The sequence below is a fragment of the Paraburkholderia ribeironis genome (genome assembly GCF_900019265.1).
Lineage (GTDB): Bacteria > Pseudomonadota > Gammaproteobacteria > Burkholderiales > Burkholderiaceae > Paraburkholderia > Paraburkholderia ribeironis.
The window spans coordinates 73890-91529 of record NZ_CYGX02000009.1; the positions used below are offsets into that span (position 1 = coordinate 73890).

Below are 17640 nucleotides of genomic sequence, written 5' to 3' on the forward strand. Positions count from 1 at the left end.
AGACGACACTCTTGCGTTCAGCATGTTGCGCAGCGAGACAAGCGCAGGATAGCCCAACGTTAGCGGCCCAGCAGCGAAGGGATTTGTCACGGCCTCTTCGTCAATTCCCGATAGTCACCTGTCGGAATACCCCAACCAAAATGCCGTTCATGCCGCGTGGAACCAATCCTGCAGAGCCTCATCAAATTCAATATTGCTCAGCGGGTGCTGGCCAAGAAGCTCCTCGAGTTTCGACCTAGTGACGAGTTCGACGTGGTTTGCTTCCGCCTGCGCAATGGCACCACTTGTGAAATGCTGGTTCGTGACGGCAAGCCGTCTAAAGCGTGTTCCGGTATATCGAGCCTGATACTTTGCTGCGCCAGCAGTGACCTCCTTGATTGCGTCCCAACCAATATCAGCGGACCTCGAGCTTTTACACTGTAGAAGCGCTCCCTCACGTCCTTTGAGCGCAACTACATCGATACCGCCGTCCCCGCCCCGCTTGGGCGTAACGCTAGCCTGAAAACCCTGCTTGCCCCACAGGAGGCAACAAAACGCCTCAAAACCATCGCCGTCCATGCGGTCGACGTCGTCCAGGGTTAGGTAGCGTTTCGGAAGCTCCTCACCGCCGTCGCCGTCGCCCACTAGTTCTGAAAAGGCGGCGTCCTTGCCAGTTCCATTTAGCATTGCGGTGAGGCCACCATCGTCCAGCGTAGTGCCTGCCAATCTAGCCTTACGCTTAAGCAGTTGGTCCAAACGAACCTCGAACGTATTGAAATCGTCCGCGATTACCGTCGGGCAGTAGACGAAAACGTCTCGTTCTTGTCCGATGCGAAATGCCCGGTCAGTCGCCTGGGACTCCTTAGATGGATTCCACGCGCGCGTGAAGTGAAAGACATGGTTCGCCGCCGTGACATTTAGACCTGCGCCAGCAGCCAAGGTGGACAAGATAATGACGTCGAAGCCTAGTTTTGCGGAGAATTTGTCGATGTTGCCTTGTCTCCCCTGAGAGTCCCCGTTAATTATGAACGGGCGGATTCCAAAGGTCTCTTTCAGAAAGTAGTAGAGCGCAGCTTGGGTCTCACGTAGTTCCGTGAATACAATGGCTTTTTCCTGTGCCAACTTAACCTCGGCCAGGCGTTCCAGCAACCAGCGTAACTTCGGCGAGTTGCCCAGATGAGACTCGCGCCCGGACTTATCGACCAGAAATTTCGTCCCGGGCAAGCAGTACGGCTCAGCGCAAACTGCCTTCATTAAATGTAATGCCCCGAACGAGAGCTGCGCCCGCTTGCGACCGTTCGACTCCTTCGCGGCATCCTGAAGTTTCTTGAGGCCACCCTTGTAAAGGATGCGCTGATGCTCAGTAATGGCGATTTCGAGCCGTTCGTCCTCTTCCAAGCGCGCCTTAAATTCTAGCGTGTTTTGGTCAAGTTTCTTGGCGGCGAAATACTTCTTAGGAAGCTCAGCAGCGATGTCAGCTTTCGTACGGCGCAGTGTCTGAGGTGCGATGGCATCCTGCAAGCGCTTCAGCACGAGTTTGAGCTCTTCCGTATTACACTCGATGGGACGTCGGTAGGTCCTGCCAAACTCCTCAAGGGCACCCAACAATCCGGGTTGCACAAAGTCGAAGAGACACCACAGGTCCGCTAACGAATTTTCGACCGGCGTTCCAGTGCACGCGATGCGAAACTCAGCCTTCAATTTTTTGACCGCCAAGGTAACCAGCGTTCCAGGAGTCTTGATGCGCTGCGCTTCGTCGCAGATAACAAATGCGAACGCCTGCTTTGCGAACGAAAACTCGTAGGATGTCAGCACTTCGTATGTAGTTATAACGACCTTTGCCATGCCCACCCAGCTCGGCCTGAGCAATTCGACAATACCCTTTTCCTGCAGTCGATTATCGATGAGTGCAACCGGCTGTTTGCGAGATATCAGTTCCTCACCATAGAGAACCAGCAGTTCCGGGAATGACGGGGTGAAGAATTTTTTCGCCTCATTCGCCCAATTGTCGAGAAGGCTTTTGGGCGCAAGAATGACTGAAGGAGCCGCATCTGGGTTGGCTTCGTAGTACCAACCCAAAAGAGACAGCAGTTGTAGTGTCTTACCGAGCCCCATATCGTCCGCCAGCAGGGCCCCACGACATTCGGTTGGTGCCTTCGACACGAGATGCTGAAACCAGGCGACCCCGTGCAACTGATGCTTCTTCAGCTCGATTCCAGGGCGCAGGCATCGCGGCAGGTGTGGCTTCCGGCCTTCCGGCAGCGCCAAAGACGCACGCCGTTCCTCGAAATAGTCGACACCATGGAAGTTCGTTTTAACCAGCAGCGTTTGTTGCGCTTTCTTCGTTTCCTTCGGGCGGCTGGCGTTCTCACCCTTAACACGCTCTTGCGCGCCCATCATACTTAAGAAGCTATCGGCGAGCGTTCGCGCTTGCGGCGTCGCGATGGCCGTGGGCAGGCTGGCGTTCTTTATCTCCGCCTGTCCACTAACCTCAGCCTCTCGCACCTGCTTATCAAACTCGAGTGCCCACTCTTTCGTTAGAGGGACAAGAACCTGGCCCTCATGGCCTTGAAGCGTGACCTTTACCATGGGGATGAGGTCCGACGGCAGCCATCCGCTGCCCTCTTCTCCTTCGTTCTTGTCCCTCTGAAACACCGGGACGTAGATGGGCTTTGCGGCCCCAATACCTTCGATTCGACCACTATATCCGTCGAGCTCGTAGATATCGTCAAAGTCGATGCGTTCGTCGGGCTGTGTCCGCCAAAGATGAGAAAGCTGTAAGCCTTGCTCGAGTTGCAACGTCGAGTCGGCATCCAAGGTTAGGTCGAATTCGTTCCAGGGAAAGAACTCTCGCTCCTGCTCGAGCGCATGTTTCAGTTTTTTCAGGAAGTCCTCGAGCGGCTCCGGTGCGCTAAATGCCTCAATGTCAGTCTTTGCGCCACCGCCCCCGTAGTGTTCTGTAACAAGGAGCTCTACCTTAGTTATCCTGCCGCTATTGAACCGCCCGACAAGACTGAAAACAGCTGCCACAGGCCCCGCCGCTGCGCGGTCTATTTCAAACTCATCCTCACGGAGAACGTCATAGGCGCTCTCACCAAGGAAGGCGAAAGGGTTGTGCACGAATTTTTCAGCTTTGGACCCGGCAACCTTGCGACCGGGCATTTCCCGCTTGATGATGTCAAGCACCTTGCGGACCGGTTCCGAGATAACAACTCGAACGCGACCGGAGCCCCGAGTGAGGTTATAGTGCGGCTGGACCGAATTGAAACCGTCGAAGGCGTTCAACCAACCATCGGGCGCGCCGTCAAATGTTGGGCAGACTGTAAGCACTCGACCGAATGGGGTCTCTGTCCTTGAAAGAGGAAGCCGGAGCGTCTCGGGAGTCAGAACATACGTCGTTTCGAGGAATCGGCTCGCGTATAAAGCGCCTGCCTGGTCTGCAAAGTGGCGAATCCGCCCCCACGCGAGTTCTTGAAAGTGTTGTCTTTTCTCGTCCTGTCCGCGCATTCCAAAGCGCGCAATCTCGCTCAGCGTTGCCCATGCCGCTGCCGTGAGCATTTGTGCTTCACCATTGACTGTGGCGATTGCGCCATCCAGTCGCTCAGGCTGGACCTCTTGAACTCCATCCGTCCAACCCGTAACCGCGAGCTGAAATTCCGGTTCCGACAACGACCCCGAACAATCCAGAATTGGCCGCATCTGCCCCAGCGGCGGTAATGCCAAGAGTCGAAGTGCGCTTACGTGTTCCGCCGTACCCTGCAATTCATACACGTTCTGCCAGCGAATCAAAGCCCCCTTGCTGTCGAGCTGACATCTCGCTTCTGCGGCAAGCTGCGCAACATAGGCCCCGAGTACGGTGTCCTCGGGACCCGCTTCGTGAATAGCTTCCAGCAGGCCTTCCGCAGTCGACTCCGGCAAATGCCGAGCAAACTCGACACGAACGCCTTCAGCGGTCCACGTAGTTTTCAGGGTCGGCTCATCCGACTTCTGTGCTGCAACTCTTTTAAAAAAATCGAAGAAGCCCATCAAGACTCCGGAAAGTACCAGGCTTGCCTGCTATTCGCCCACTTGAAGCCCATTGCCTTGAGCTCCCGCGCTAGGAGCATTCGCTGCATTGGGTCCTCGACCCAAAGTCGCCCCCCACTCGTCTCCGATTTGCGTCTATCGTCAATCGAAGCGCCGCCGAAGCGCTTAAGCAGGGCTCGAAGCACAGCCAAATCAGGTCCTTGCTGGATTCCATCGCGATGATTCGCAGGGGCACCGCTCCAGCGCTTCGATATGGACGCCGGTTGAGTAGCGCCCGTCGATAGCTCTCGGTGGGCGCTGGGATTGTCCGGCCGAATACCGAGGTCTCTGAGCTCCATATCCGCTCGCTTCTGCCAGCCCGGGGTATGCACGATGCGGGCCGGGCAGCTTTGGTGAAAGCCCGTGCTTAGGTCCGACGTCCCACCGTGGTAGTACTTGTCGTAGCGCCCAAACGGCAGCGAACCAACATTGTAGACATAGCAGGCGTTGGGTTTTTTACTGAACTCAACGATGACGTAGGAACCAATCTGCATCATGAAGGCATCGACCTCTCTCTTTGCGGTCAACTGGGCATAAGCGCCTTCCTCGCGGGCAATGAGAGCGCGAACCTCCGGATTTCGGTGCCTGAGCATCATCGTTTCGGCTCCAAAAATGAGCCGAGTCCAGGTAATTTGCTTCAGATAGCTCGACCAGAACGCCAGACGGCCCTCATCTGCGTTATTTCGCGCGGCAAGAATGTCAAAGAAATCCTTTAGGTTTTGCTCGTTGACCCAGCTGAGCACCATGCGCCACACCTCGTCCGGGACGCGATTCCATGCTGGCGCAAGACCTTCGTCCCTGTTTTTGGGATTCTTCCACACTGATGGCTGGCACACGTAGTCCCGCAGACGCTCATCTTGGGGTGCCTCCTTACTCGCTTCATACCGAATCAATATTGCTTCCAGCGCGTCATCCCGGAAAGCTGGCTTGCTCTCGATTAGACGCAGCAGCAATGGAATTTGCTGTCGGAACCTTGCATCATCTTTGATTTCACTCGCACGCTTCACAACGCCAAGCACCAGAGCGTGCCAGAACCAGCTAGACGACGGGATACCTAAGTCAGCAGAAAGTTGCTCTACCGCCGCTGTATCCCCTCTTAGATAGGCAGCGGTATATCTCTCTACCGGCGTGCGAGTCAGGACAGAAGATTCCTTTCGCAGGACTTTTACCCACTCGGGCACAAGGGCTTCGCCCGCCTGGCGGTCGATAAGTGGCCAGGATTGTTCCAGGAAAGACCGAAGAGCTTCCCAACCATTGTGCGTGACCTCGTCCTTGGAGATAACTGGGTCGAACTGAAAGTACGAATAGAGCAGTCCATACCAGGTCAAGCGCCAAAGGTCGCCACGTTTTGCTTCCTTCTCGTACTCTGCAAGAAGCGCCGGAAACCGCCTGGCCCCAAGGACCATCCTGCCGTTCTGCTCGCGGATAGGGGTCGCGAGCGCTGAAGCGACAAATTCGCGCTGCCAGGGGTCTAGCTCCTTGCCGCGCAGAAAAGCTCTCGCAGCGTCATATGCATCTTCTCCGCTAGGCGTCGCTTTGGAATATCCCTGAAAGATGCGCTCGGCTTCTCGAACCGGTTTCTCTACTAACTCCGGCTTGCCGAATTCGCCCGCATGCAAGCCCATGGCCCCGATGGCGACGCCCAATTTGCGACTGAGGACTTCCAAAGCTTCGACGGCTAGCATTTACCAAACTCCTTGCCGTTCAGTACGTCGTTCGGCGCTGGCCTATTTTCATCAAGCCCCCAGAAGTCGATTTTAAATTCGACACGCCGGCTCTCTGACTTGTCCTTTTTGATGGAGTTGAACGAATAACCACCAACAAGGAAGAGTTCCTGAACCTTGTGGAGCTGTTCGGGCGAAAGCGCGTCGCTCCCGTGGGCGTTTTGGAAAAGCGAGCAGACCACACTGCGACTCCGGTCCAAACTCAACTGCAGGTTGTACAGGTACGTTCCATCCTCGTCAGTGAAACCCTCGACCACAACGTCGCGCATCCAGCGCTGCCCCTCCGGGGTATCTTTGGCCTTCAAGAGCACGGGGAGATAGCTTCGTAGGAACTGAGCAGCAGGCACGCTAATGGTGTAACTACCACTGTCGAAACGAACTTCCTTGCCGAGGTCAATACGATAGTTTTGTTGGTCAACGCCGACGCCGGCACTCTTGGGGTCATCTGCAATCATAGCCATAATCTTGCTAATCGCCGCGCTTCGTTCAATGTTCGCGCGAGTCGCCGCATCAATGCTCTGAGTGACCGCCACCAACGTGACTGCCATCACGACCAGGAACAGGACCATAAGCGCCGACATGAGGTCGGAGAACGAAATCCAGAAAGGACTCTCGCCTTCATGCTTGGCTCCTCGCTTGAGGACAATGCTAGATAACATCTCACGCCCTCTTCATGCGTTGAACTGCGCTGGCGAGTTCTTGCACAACCCCGTTGAGATGGCCGGTACCATTCGCCAGATGTCGGTCTGTCTCAGCAATGGTGGACTTAACCTGACTAACGAGTTGATTCCCAAATTCGGCGAACGCTTTAACAAGGGCGGAATTGACATTCTCCAGATGCGCACGACTCTCGGCTTCCGACTCGCGCATGGCCTCGGCGCTTTCCTTGATGCTCGCAACGAGTTGCCGGGACACACCGGCTTCTTTCTTTGCGGACTCGATTAGGGCAGTGAGCGCCGCAACGTGCCCTTCTACGGTCTTGCGTGTGGAGTCATATTGTTCAAACCCTCGCTGAACCGCAGTGGATGCCGCTTGTAAGGCCGACGAGGCGGTAACCAGTGTTTCGACGACCTTGGATGAGCGCTCGAAGACTGTGTTGACCGCGTTTCCTGCGGTCTCAAATCGCTGAGCCGCCGTGCCCATGGTCAACGCGCCTTGGTTCATGCCGTCAATGGCGCGCAGCGACACTTGGCCGAAAACCTCAATATTCTTTTGGGTCTTTGATACTTGTTCGGAAACCGCGCCAAGAAGCGACTCCACCTGGTTCGTCAGTCCTCCCACGAGCTGGGTGGTTTGGTTCGCAAGCTTGTCCGCACGCCCGGCTTCATCGACGGCCGCTGCCTTGCGTAAGCCCTCCAAATTTTCCATCGCAGCAGTGACCTCTCCGAGTATCTTCATTACGGCTTCGTTCATTGCCTCCTTGGACTTGTTCTGCTCCTCGGTCACTAGGCGACGGAAATCCTGAACGAATTCACGCATTTGGTCGGTGAGGAGCTGCTGGTTATCAGCGGCCTTCTTCATCGCCTCTTCCAGGGTGCCGCTCATCGCGCTCGCGGCCTGTTCGTTGGTCTGCTTTATATCGGCCAGCAGGCCCTGCAGCGAAGACTGAACTGAAGCCATGGCGTCGACGGACCGTTGCATCTGGTCGTTGATGCCTCGCATCTGGCCGCCGAACGCATCTTCCAGCTTCGCCATGAAGCCGGTCAGCAGCGTCTCAAGCATCGAGTTGACCTGCTCACCGTTTCCTTTGCTGGTCAATTCCATCACTTCGCCCACGCGTTTCATAGGTTCGGCAATCGCTGCAGAAATACTCTCGCCAATGCGCTGACCAAGAGCAGCGACCGAGGCCTCCTGGGCAGCAATTTGCCTATCGACCAAGTTCGTCATCATCTTGCTGAGGTCCTCAACAAGCGCGTCTTTCAATTGAGCAGTGCTCGCGGAGTTTTGCTCCGACGACTTGACGAGGCGTGCAAGGTATTCTTCGCCAGCGCCGGTGGCATACAGGCTATCGATACCTCGAGTCAGCTCTTCGACGAGTCGATAGAAGTACGCCAATACGAGACGACTGATAAAGACGACACCCATCGCGCAGGCAATGGCGAAGCCTGAGGCAATAAAAGCATGCTGGACCCCCAACAGCAATGGACCCAGACCGTTGACTGCGGTCTCAATTGGGGTGGGTTTGAACTTGCTCAGCCCGCTAAGGAGCCCGGAGAACGTTCCAATGATACCCAGTCCAGTGAGCACGCCGGGGAGGTGACGCGTGAAGTCGTCGAACAGCCTACTGTCGACCAGCGCCTCCCGCGTGAACATCGTGTCTGCAGGAACCGTGGCGCGCACCTCAGCCAGCATGGCTTCGCCAGAGCCGGCCTTCCGCAATTCGTGAAGAGTGTCCGCGTACTCCTCCCACAGATGCTTGAGCGGTTCCCATTTAAAGGCTCGTCCGACGTCCGCCGGTTGAGGAGGAGCCCTATCGCTCGAGTGTGATTGAATGGCTCGGACCACAGACCGAAGCTGCAGCCAAACCCTCGTTCCCTGGACGAGGTACCCAAGCAAAAATGCGCCGGTCAGGACAATCACCGTCAGGAAAATATAAAGCGGAAATCCGTGCAAAGTCCCGAGCGAAGGATAAATTGTCCCCAGCACCCCAGCAATAGCATTCATGCAGCCCCCGTTCCCATGCTTTTATCTTCGTTCGAGTTGACACAATCTTCTGCTCCAATGCCCTGTCGGCGACAATAATCCTCGACGAGGATTTCGAACATATTGGTCAAGCTTCTCCGTTCGTGAGTCGCGGCAGCTTCGAGCATGCGCTTTGTTCTTGGCGTGACACGGAAAGTCAGGCCAATATTTTTTTCTGGTCCCATAGCGTATTCGTAGTGTATTGCGCTTCACAATACATCGGCAGCCGACCCTATGCAACGATGCAATGAGGCCCAACCAACCAAGCTAACGGGAGCCGTTGCGAACAAGGAAACTCAATGGCAGCCAACACTAACGGTTACCTTTCTTTATTTGCCAAGACGCCTTTGCCACTTCAAATATCCTTCTTATCGAGACGTCGGACCGGACATAATCTTCGAAAGAATGGTCGCGTCGCCCGTCGCAAACGTTGAAGCTGCCGTTCAGACGATTTTCATGCAAAACGCGTAGATGCAGGCCGAGAATTGGCGCGTCTGTCACCGCCACCTGACTCGGACGCCAGCGACGCTCGAAGGTCGTCAAAGAATGAGGTCAATTGCAACTAGTGCAGACGGCTACGAACAGTGTGCTATCGCACAGACAAACTCAAGGCATGACGCAAGCTTGAAGCGGGCCGAGTTGACTTTGTCTCGGAGAGGTGCCGTTCGGCGAATTTCCCTGCTGGGTGGCCGTTGACCGGAGCGGACCTACCTACTCGGAAGGGAGGTTTCCCGATGCAAGCTTTCGGCCATGCGATACGAGACGCAATCTAGAGAGTAGACGATTGCGTTCCGCAATGAGCTCAGAAGTTGAATTGAACCACCGCTGCTCGACGGTCTCGATTGCCAGTGCAACCGCTCCCTCTTCCCCGCCGAGTTCGGGGCCTAAGCGCGAGTGCTCGCCTGCTTCCCGCCACTGCGTTGACAAGTGTCGGCTGAGGACGCGGGCAAGCTTATTTAGTCTTGCCCACGCTTTGTCGCAACGAGTCTCAGACAGCGGCCATAGTCAAATCAGCCTCCACGGTTGCTTGGTCTGACTCGTAGTCTTCACCTTCTTCGCGAATTTCTCCCGAGTAAGCTGGTTTGCCCATCGCTTCTTCAATCAATGCCAAAAGTCTGCCTTGCCTGTCAGTCATAAAGGCTTCGAAGGCGTCGGCGCGAAGCAGCTCTGGATTTATGAAATGTGAGCGGAGATGCTCGTCTAGCCGCCCACGCTCAATTGATGGCGACGTTGCGTTTCCTGATTCAAGCTTCGCGAGATACTCCGACGGTGCGACTCCACCGATAATCCGGTTGGTTCGATAGGACAATGGCGTCTTATTGATAATCGAATCGAACACGGCGGGTTTGATGTTGTGCGACTTGCACCAGTCCTGAGGGAAAATGTGGTGAATGTCGACGTTTTCGCCGAAGAACACAATATGGTCGAATTCCTGACCCGAGCGAAAGTCCTGTGCACCCCTCTTCATCAACAGGGCATTTACCCCTTTGTATGCGGCTGACAGACGCATTCGCATCGTTTTCAATCGGTCGGCGCGGAAAATGGTTTCGCTTACCGTCGTCGGTTCCGGTCCGCCGTTGAGCCACGCCGGGACCTCCAGGAAGTCCCGAGAAAAACGCGAATCGGCTGCCGAACCATAGAGCTCGCCGAACACTCCATTCCAGTACCACCGCACCAGTTTTGCGCGGGTGGTGTCATGTTCCCAAGCGTTCCCGATGTCGGCGAGAATCGCCGCTAGCGGGACGATTTGTGACTGATAGGGAAGGTCGAACACGCGGTAGATGTGCAGCATGTGCAGGAACTTTGCTGCGTGTACAAAGCCGGTCTCAACCTGTGCCTCATACTTCTTGTAGGCACTGAGTGGCAGGCTCAAGAGCGCCTGCCGGTTGCCGGTAACGGCCGGCAGGTCTCTTCCGGATTTTCCGGACCGCTCCGCTTCCCGTCGTTTCTCGCGAGTATGAAATAGCGAGATTGCCTGCAAGAAGTCTGTGTTCGTCACATCGGCGATGATGCCGGAGGTTGCGCCCGCAGGCCGCAATGTTTCTGCGAACCGGCTCTGGCGTCCCCTGACATTCTCGTTACCGTACCAGTCTTTGCGGAGTTCATGTCCCTCTGCCGCATACATCGCAGTTACCAGCTCAAAGGCATCAAGTGGCTTGCCGCCGGTGTTCACCTTTTCGAACACGACGCATACGGCCTCCTTGGAAGTCGAACGGTCGAGAGCGATGACCGGCACCCGATACTGTTTAAAGTTATCGAGGATTGTCTGCTTGAACGTACGGAAGAGTTGGCGGATTTCGGTGTGTGCGTCTCCGCGCCAATGTTCGTGAAAGCCATCCTGCCACGAGTCCCAGTCAAACACTTGCGATACGGGATACATGAGCGCGTCATACTCGCGCTCCGGAGTTGCGAGGTCAAGAACTTCGGAGCGACCAAAATCTGCACGGATGACCCTGTCCTCCGGGACGCCGATGATTGCGTCTTCCCGGTCACAAGACGGGTCAAGCGCCTTCCTTATATCGATGTAAAACCAGCGTTTGACCTTCTTGTTCTTCGGAGTGACGGTCTCCACGACCTTACCGCGAAGCGTTACCTGATAGAGCGACGTCATCCGCTGCTGGCCGTCGAGGAGCAAAGAGCGTGGTCGGACTGCCCGTGCGTCACTCGGTGCACCTTCAACAGGGCGCGGTTTGAATTCGACTTCGCCTCCGGTCTCAAGCGTCATCAGCGCGCCAACGGGGAATGCGCGCGAGATTGACGCGATTAGGCTCTTGATGCGGTCTTCATCCCATACCCAGCTACGCTGGAAATCAGGAAGTTGAAGGGCACCCCGGTGACAATCGTCGAGAAGCTCTCGGAGGTCTATCGGATTGGTTTGAAATGTGGACCTTGCCATTGTCGATTAGTCTTCCATTAGTATCGAAAACATCTCACCACTGTCGCAGAAGTTCATTCTTAGAAGGGGCTAAATCTGTTATTGGACGATTTTTCACTGCCACTCGGCTCCCCAAGCTTGCCCGGGAGTGCGGCTCGAGGCGACTGTACGGAGCCCCACCCGGCGGTGGTTAGTTCCTGAAGCAGCTTGTCCCTCGATTTCAATAATCCTTCAATGTCTCGCTGCAAGCGGGCGAGATTCTTCTCTTTGGCCCACCGCTTGTCTGCAAGAAGCATCTCGACCAAAGTCGTGCCCTCCGCAAGGCCGAGATGCGTTGCGGTACCATCGGCTAGGATGAGGAGCCGCGCGGTGTTCAACTGGCCCATGCGTTCTTCTTCGTACAGCGCACTGTCGCAAATAGCTAAGGGGCTGAGCGAAGGCGGTACGCCACTTCCCATACTACTTATCCGTTGCAGCAACGTCGGATGAGTCAGAGCCGGCGTCTCGTTAGGCAAGGGTAACGCCTCGCAAACCAAGAGATTGCCTAAAAATGCTTCATCCGAAGCCTTGGGGAGCGGCACGGACTTATTGAAACAATACTCGACGGGAATGCCGAAGTTGTTCAGAACGACGAGTCCCGCGTGCTGCGCGCTGTCAAATGACGGCAGAATTCCTTCATGACGGACCTTGAACTCGAGCAACAGTGTCTGCCAATCGCCGACGCAACTAACCAAATCAGCGCAGTGTTGACCGAGGTCAAAGAAGTTCTGCTCGGCGTTGGCGGGGAGGCATGACGAGTACGCAGTACCTATTGACTGAAAGTAGCTGCGGAGGTGTCTGTCAGCAGCCTTGACGAGATGGTGCTCCTTAATTTTGATGTCTTTAGTCATGCCTGTGTTGGCTGCAAAAGTAGATTCATCCGCCATTTAAACCTGACTCCCTCTCTGGTCGGGCGCGTGAGACGAAACGGGGCGCGTGCCGCGCGCCCCGTCCTGTGCACGTTGAAGTCCCGAAGTGGGTTGGGTCGACGGTCTCGCCGCTCGCTCCGCGCCCGTCTTGCTGTTTTCACTTGCTTCGGTTTGCCTACGAGCGAGCACATCCTCCCACTCCAGCTTCGACCACATTTTTACATCAGAGAGTGGCACTATGCGTGCATGAATGGGACCATCAGGCGAGTAAAGGGCGCAGAATTTTTCTGTACATGAAATTGCGGCACCCGAGACCGTCTCCGCCTTTTCGCGAGTAATCTCAACAAAGTTGAGTCGATATTCCCTGAGGGCAGCCAGATTCAAGGTCCGAATGGCGCTCATCTGCTGCTCCGCGTCATGACATCCCTCGGCTCTCGCTTGCTGAAAAAGCACCAAGGGAACGACAACGGAGTATCCCAGAACTACAAGGGCCACGACAATCGCCCAACAAACGACGACCTCTGAAGTTACGATGCTATCCCTTTTGTCTCGCTCCGACTTAACGTCTTCTCTCTCCCTGATTTTGGAAAAGTACTGACGTGCCCAGTTGGCCGCGAGCATCACGACCACCGCAAATAAGGTTAAGGCAGAAAATGCAAATAGCATTTTCACGATTACATCCGCTTGAGCGACATAGCCCAACAGTGCGAGGTCGTCGGTATTCCATGGAAGCGCGTCCGAACGAAATCCAAACATCTCGAGGTACGCCTCCCGATAGGCACGTCCAGCATTCTTTTGGGTCCAATAGAAAAGCGTGCCCAACAAGGCAAGGCTGCTGATGAATACCGTTGCAATGGCAACCCAGGTAACCACCGGCTTCGTGGTCTCTTGAGGCTTGGTCGCTTGACGTTGATGCAAATAGCGAGGAAAACGTACTGGCTGCATGTTGAAACGAGTCCGGGCAAAGAATGACCTTGTCTATACTGTTCCTCTGCCATATCGGCAACTCCGCGCTTAACTTGAGGGCTGGCACCCCCGCTGATGCATAGCCCGACTTGGTTTGGGTTTTCGGCACCGTGGGTTCAGAGGAAATCTTGGAACGACGTACTAAATGACTATGAATATCGCTTTGCCAGAAGGCGGACGGCTCTGGGCTCCGCGCGGACACATCATCCAAACAGACGAGCATGGCTACACGGTGTTCGCAGAAGGGAAATGGCGCGAGTACTTCAACGCCCACGTGAAGCAGACGCACGAACTGCCAGACGCATCGGATGTTATCGTCCTCCTCGGCGAACCAGGCTCTGGCAAGTCGTTTGAACTCGACCTCCTTCGTACTCGCGCGCAAGCTATCGCAAGTCGGCAAGTGCTCAGTCTTGACCTTGGAAAATATGCAGACGCGGGACTTCTGGATTCAGCGCTACGTCGTCTGTTGAAAGGCTGCATAAACGATGGAGTTCGCTCTGTTCTATTTCTTGACGCCTTGGATGAATCTCGGGTCAACATCAAGTGCGCGGAAACAGTGGTGGAGGATGTCCTTCGTGATGTCCCTCAAAGCGCACTTCAACTAGTTGTCACTTGCCGCACGCCTGCGTGGCCGGACTCGCTGGAAGAATTCCTGCGAGAGCATTGGAACGACACCGAAGAGTCTGCTGTTTCAGTCTTAGAAATCGCACCATATACTCGGGGTCAGGTGTCGGCACGCCTGCAGGACAACGGAATCGACAAGGACACCTTCTTTGAAGCCCTTGATAGTTCCGGCGCACACGGTCTCGCGCTGCAGCCATTGGGTCTTGGATTTTTGATGTCCCAGTTCAAAGACGTCCCTGCGTTCTCGACCAACAGATGGGGGCTCTATGAGCGGGGCTGCGCCGCACTACTGAAAGAAAGTAGTAAGCGTCGACTCGATGGGCATAGCCTCTCACTCCCAAATGTGCAGTCTCGGCTGCAACTCGCCGGGCTGATAGCAACGTGCGTTTTACTAACAAATTCTGCAGACATTGTGCTGGATAGCACAGGTGACTTTGCGCCAGAGGGTGCGCTGTGCCTGGATATCGCGCGACTGACGGCACTCCCACTTACGTCCGAAAGCGGCGATTGGCATGCGTCCATTGAGCAGTATGCGGAAACCCTGCAGTCTGGCTTGTTTACAGCAAAAGAGGACGGCGTGTTCGTCTTCGCCCACAGGACGTACGCCGAATTTCTCGCGGCACACTTCATCTCGTCACTTGGCACATCGGTCAAACAGGTAATGACCGTTCTCAGTCTTGCAGACGACTCCGGTCGCTTAGTGCCGCAACTCCGTGAGCTATCTGCTTGGCTGAGTCACACCAATCCCCAAGTGCTCGCGCTGGTGCTATGCACTGAGCCGGAAATGGTGTTTGACAGCAGCGTGTCGCTCGTTGACGAAGAGCAGGTTTCTGCCGTTTTCGACGAACTGACAACGCTTGTAGAGCGACACAAATTTCCAATATACGACCGCCGACTGATACGGTCATACCACAAACTGCGCCATCGCACTCTGAGTGAGCGACTGAAGAGTATTCTTGCTGACCACACACGCGTTAGTGCCCTGCGTCAGTTCGCGGCTGACGTCGCACATGGTTGCGGGCTTGTCGACGACATCCCGGTGCTGCTCGACATAGCGCTTGACCCAAGCGAAAACTATGAAGTACGGCAGAGCGCTGCGAGTGCCGTGCATGACGGCGGGGCATTAGCTTCGAGATTGGCACTTTTACCCTTGATGAAAGGCGACCGTCCGGACGACCCCGATGATGAGTTGAGGGGCATCGCCTTAATTTGCGCGCTTGACGCGAGAGTACCTGTGGGGGACCTCATTGGCCATCTCACGAAAGAGCGGCGCTCGAATTTCACGGGAATGTACGCGCTGGCTCTACGTCAGTTAGAGAACGTGGACCTGCAAGCGCAGGACATCGCGCCACTGCTCACTTGGTTAGAGCAACAACTTCGAAGGCAGAGCCTGAACGCAGCGTGGGAAAGTTTTGTCATCCACATGTTCAGCAAGGCGGCGTTTGCCGTCATGTCGTTCGACGAAGGGTGGACTGCCCTGGGAAAAGCTGCCTGGCTAGCAATTTGCAATCACCACAATCTTTCGTCATCACTGGACACCCGGGGCTTTGACAAAGGACTTGAGCTCGAGACACATCCCGAAAGACGCCTAAAACTCTTGGATTCAATCCTGCGTGCGGCCGAAGGGGACCCACGCATCGCGGCCGGTCAACTGCGTTTTGGTACAGGCTTGCTCACAGACGCCGATGGGCACTACTTAATAGACGCGTACCAGCGAGAGGCAAGCACCGGACTCAAGAAGCGAATAATCGCTAGCCTAGTTCTCTGGTACATATTCGACAATGATGATGTCCGTGAGTGGTTGCTTAACATGGCGGGGCCGAATGCTGAGGATAGAGACGCGCTGTTAGCTGAAGTTGCGGCCGAACACGTCGACTTTGTTCCGCTGGATTCTTCGGTAGCTGATAGCCTGCGGAAATCTCTGGCTTTGCGGCTCAAACACAGTTCGCCGCCTGAGCCCATCGTCGGTAGGATGCAGTCGGTGGATTTGCTGTCGGCCGCATTGACACGGGCCGAGTGCGGGGACACGCAGCAGTGGGTCAACATCCTGTCCTACCTCCGTTATGAAGGTGATTTCGAGCACTATCTATTTCCCTTCCCCGAGGTTACGACGTCGCCTCTGTGGCAAACGCTAGCTGCCGGAATGCAATCGCGGCTGGCTCACATTGCGCTAGCGTATCTGCGCAATATGCGCCCCGCAGCCTCCCTTTCTTCAACTGAAGTAAACAACCTCGAAGATGCCGGTATCGCAGCGCTCGTGTTCCTACACTCGATTGGCCACGACAAATCTGATGAGTTCGGCGAACTAGTCGTGAAGTGGGTTCGCGGTCTCGCTCGATATCTGCCGGAGGAGCAACCGCGCCCGATTGTAAATGAGCTCATCCGGCAGGCTTTCGCTCGCGCGGAGGCCTCGGTGCTACCGCTGCTGTCGGAGACTTGTGACGAGTGCTTGTCGGGCGGCGGACTTCCTCGACTGCCAGATTTCACTGCGGACTTCATGCCGGAGCCACTTCTCAGCATACTGGAAGCAATGCTGCCTGGTATGACAAGTGAGCAGGGCTTTCTGACACTCGTCTCGTTCCTCATCAACCGAAAAAGCCGACGTGCAATCGGAAGCCTGCTTCAGCGAATTCAATTGTCCTCGGACCTGTCGTCCACATCGGCAGTCAAGTTGGTGGCGCTCCTAGCCAAGCACGCTCCCGACGAACTGATTAAACACGTCTGGGAAAAATTGCGAGCGCTTCCGGAAGCGGTAACGCTGTTGGCAGCTGAAATGCAAATTATCGTGGCTAGTCAGGATGTACTCTTGTTGCGTGCTGACACAACTGTCACTGAGGAGTTCTTCGAGATTCTCGAGGAACAGTATCCGACGTCTGCCGACATAAAGACTAACGGTATCGTTACCGCTCGGCACCATATCCAAGACTTCAGGAACTGTTGCATCGTCAGCCTGCGTGACCGTGCGGACGCTGCGGGTATCGCCGCGCTCGATAGAATTTCCGCACGGCATCCACATCTTCCCTGGATTGCGCGAATGCGACATGACGCGGAGCAGCGGGCCGCCCGCGACTCGTGGGTCCCTTATAAAGTGTTGGAAGTCGCTGCCGCCTTGGGGATGTTGGCGGGTCGTGTTATTAGAACGGAAGCTGAATTGCACAATGCTGTTCTTGATGAGCTTCAGCTGATTGTGGCTAAGGTCTCGGCGCGCGCTTCGTTGCCTGCCGTCTACCATTTGTGGGACGAGACATCCCGACGCCCAAAGCATGAACCTCGACTGTGCGATTGGCTCGCTGGCGAACTGAAGGACCGTCTATCGTATAAGGGTGCAGTCGTAAACCGAGAAGTTCAGGTGCGGTCTCATAACCCTAAAGGCATGGGCGAGCGAACTGATATTCTCATCGAGCTAGCACCTCGGGCAAATAGCCAGAATTCCGAAAACATTCTTCGGCTAGTGATTGAGGTCAAGGGTTGTTGGAACGAAGAGCTGATGACGGCTCCAGCTTCACAATTGCGCGACAACTACATGAAGGCGTACAGCGCCGCCTACGGCATCTACCTAGTCATGTGGTTTCTGTGCGACAGGTGGGCCAATGACGACCGTAGAAAGCAGGAAACGCGAAAACTCGTGCCGGGCAAGACATTCAATGCGTGCTACGACGCGATTTTCGCAGTATGCGACGCTGCTTCCGCTGAGGGGGCAGCGCTAACCCCTTCGCCATTGACTGTACCTACTAGAACTGTGTCATACATGTTTGCGAAGCGTTGACTGCCAACGGCAATATCACCGAGACAACGTACTACAGGGATGGAGGGGCGT

Annotated in this window: 9 protein-coding genes; 1 reads left to right on the plus strand and 8 read right to left on the minus strand. The window is 55.5% G+C overall.

The genetic code is table 11. The features are described from left to right. Positions 1-147: 147 nt before the first annotated feature. The 8 genes from BN2475_RS04025 to BN2475_RS04060 all read right to left on the minus strand — a co-directional run bounded on the left by BN2475_RS04025 (position 148) and on the right by BN2475_RS04060 (position 13178). A complete protein-coding gene (locus tag BN2475_RS04025) occupies positions 148-4005 on the minus strand; it encodes an SNF2-related protein (RefSeq protein WP_094778295.1) in 3858 nt (1285 codons plus the stop codon). Further along, positions 4005-5729 carry an EH signature domain-containing protein gene (locus tag BN2475_RS04030; protein WP_094778296.1) on the minus strand — a complete coding sequence of 575 codons (1725 nt, stop codon included), beginning with the start codon at positions 5727-5729 and terminating at the stop codon, positions 4005-4007. Before BN2475_RS04030 ends, BN2475_RS04025 begins: the two co-directional genes overlap by 1 nt. After that, the gene (locus tag BN2475_RS04035; protein WP_094778297.1) at positions 5723-6427 is read right to left on the minus strand and encodes a flagellar motor protein MotB; all 705 of its coding nucleotides are present in this window, start codon (positions 6425-6427) and stop codon (positions 5723-5725) included. Before BN2475_RS04035 ends, BN2475_RS04030 begins: the two co-directional genes overlap by 7 nt. Position 6428: 1 nt before the next feature. Continuing rightward, positions 6429-8432: an anti-phage ZorAB system protein ZorA gene (gene zorA / locus BN2475_RS04040; RefSeq protein WP_094778298.1), complete on the minus strand. Its 2004-nt coding sequence runs from the start codon at positions 8430-8432 to the stop codon at positions 6429-6431. Next, positions 8429-8635: a hypothetical protein gene (locus tag BN2475_RS04045; RefSeq protein ID WP_094778299.1), complete on the minus strand. Its 207-nt coding sequence runs from the start codon at positions 8633-8635 to the stop codon at positions 8429-8431. Before BN2475_RS04045 ends, zorA begins: the two co-directional genes overlap by 4 nt. A gap of 803 nt (positions 8636-9438) precedes the next feature. Beyond that, positions 9439-11346 carry a GmrSD restriction endonuclease domain-containing protein gene (locus BN2475_RS04050; RefSeq protein WP_094778300.1) on the minus strand — a complete coding sequence of 636 codons (1908 nt, stop codon included), beginning with the start codon at positions 11344-11346 and terminating at the stop codon, positions 9439-9441. Positions 11347-11405: 59 nt separating this feature from the next. After that, positions 11406-12251, minus strand: a complete 846-nt coding sequence (locus BN2475_RS04055) for a hypothetical protein (protein ID WP_094778301.1) — start codon at positions 12249-12251, stop codon at positions 11406-11408. After that, positions 12252-13178 (minus strand): hypothetical protein, encoded by a 927-nt coding sequence (locus tag BN2475_RS04060; RefSeq protein WP_143325726.1) that lies wholly within the window; start codon positions 13176-13178, stop codon positions 12252-12254. Positions 13179-13344: 166 nt separating this feature from the next. Here BN2475_RS04060 and BN2475_RS04065 point away from each other — a divergent pair, with 166 nt between their 5' ends. After that, positions 13345-17589, plus strand: a complete 4245-nt coding sequence (locus BN2475_RS04065) for an NACHT domain-containing protein (protein WP_094778303.1) — start codon at positions 13345-13347, stop codon at positions 17587-17589. The last annotated feature ends 51 nt before the right edge of the window (positions 17590-17640 follow it).

What these genes read in the sequence shown, in the direction of transcription:
- BN2475_RS04025 (WP_094778295.1), bottom strand. Translation starts at nt 4,005, where the DNA reads ATGGGCTTCTTCGATTTTTTTAAAAGAGTTGCAGCACAGAAGTCGGAT.
- BN2475_RS04055 (WP_094778301.1), bottom strand. Translation starts at nt 12,251, where the DNA reads ATGGCGGATGAATCTACTTTTGCAGCCAACACAGGCATGACTAAAGAC.
- BN2475_RS04030 (WP_094778296.1), bottom strand. Translation starts at nt 5,729, where the DNA reads ATGCTAGCCGTCGAAGCTTTGGAAGTCCTCAGTCGCAAATTGGGCGTC.
- BN2475_RS04045 (WP_094778299.1), bottom strand. Translation starts at nt 8,635, where the DNA reads ATGGGACCAGAAAAAAATATTGGCCTGACTTTCCGTGTCACGCCAAGA.
- BN2475_RS04050 (WP_094778300.1), bottom strand. Translation starts at nt 11,346, where the DNA reads ATGGCAAGGTCCACATTTCAAACCAATCCGATAGACCTCCGAGAGCTT.
- zorA (WP_094778298.1), bottom strand. Translation starts at nt 8,432, where the DNA reads ATGAATGCTATTGCTGGGGTGCTGGGGACAATTTATCCTTCGCTCGGG.
- BN2475_RS04035 (WP_094778297.1), bottom strand. Translation starts at nt 6,427, where the DNA reads ATGTTATCTAGCATTGTCCTCAAGCGAGGAGCCAAGCATGAAGGCGAG.
- BN2475_RS04065 (WP_094778303.1), top strand. Translation starts at nt 13,345, where the DNA reads ATGACTATGAATATCGCTTTGCCAGAAGGCGGACGGCTCTGGGCTCCG.
- BN2475_RS04060 (WP_143325726.1), bottom strand. Translation starts at nt 13,178, where the DNA reads ATGCAGCCAGTACGTTTTCCTCGCTATTTGCATCAACGTCAAGCGACC.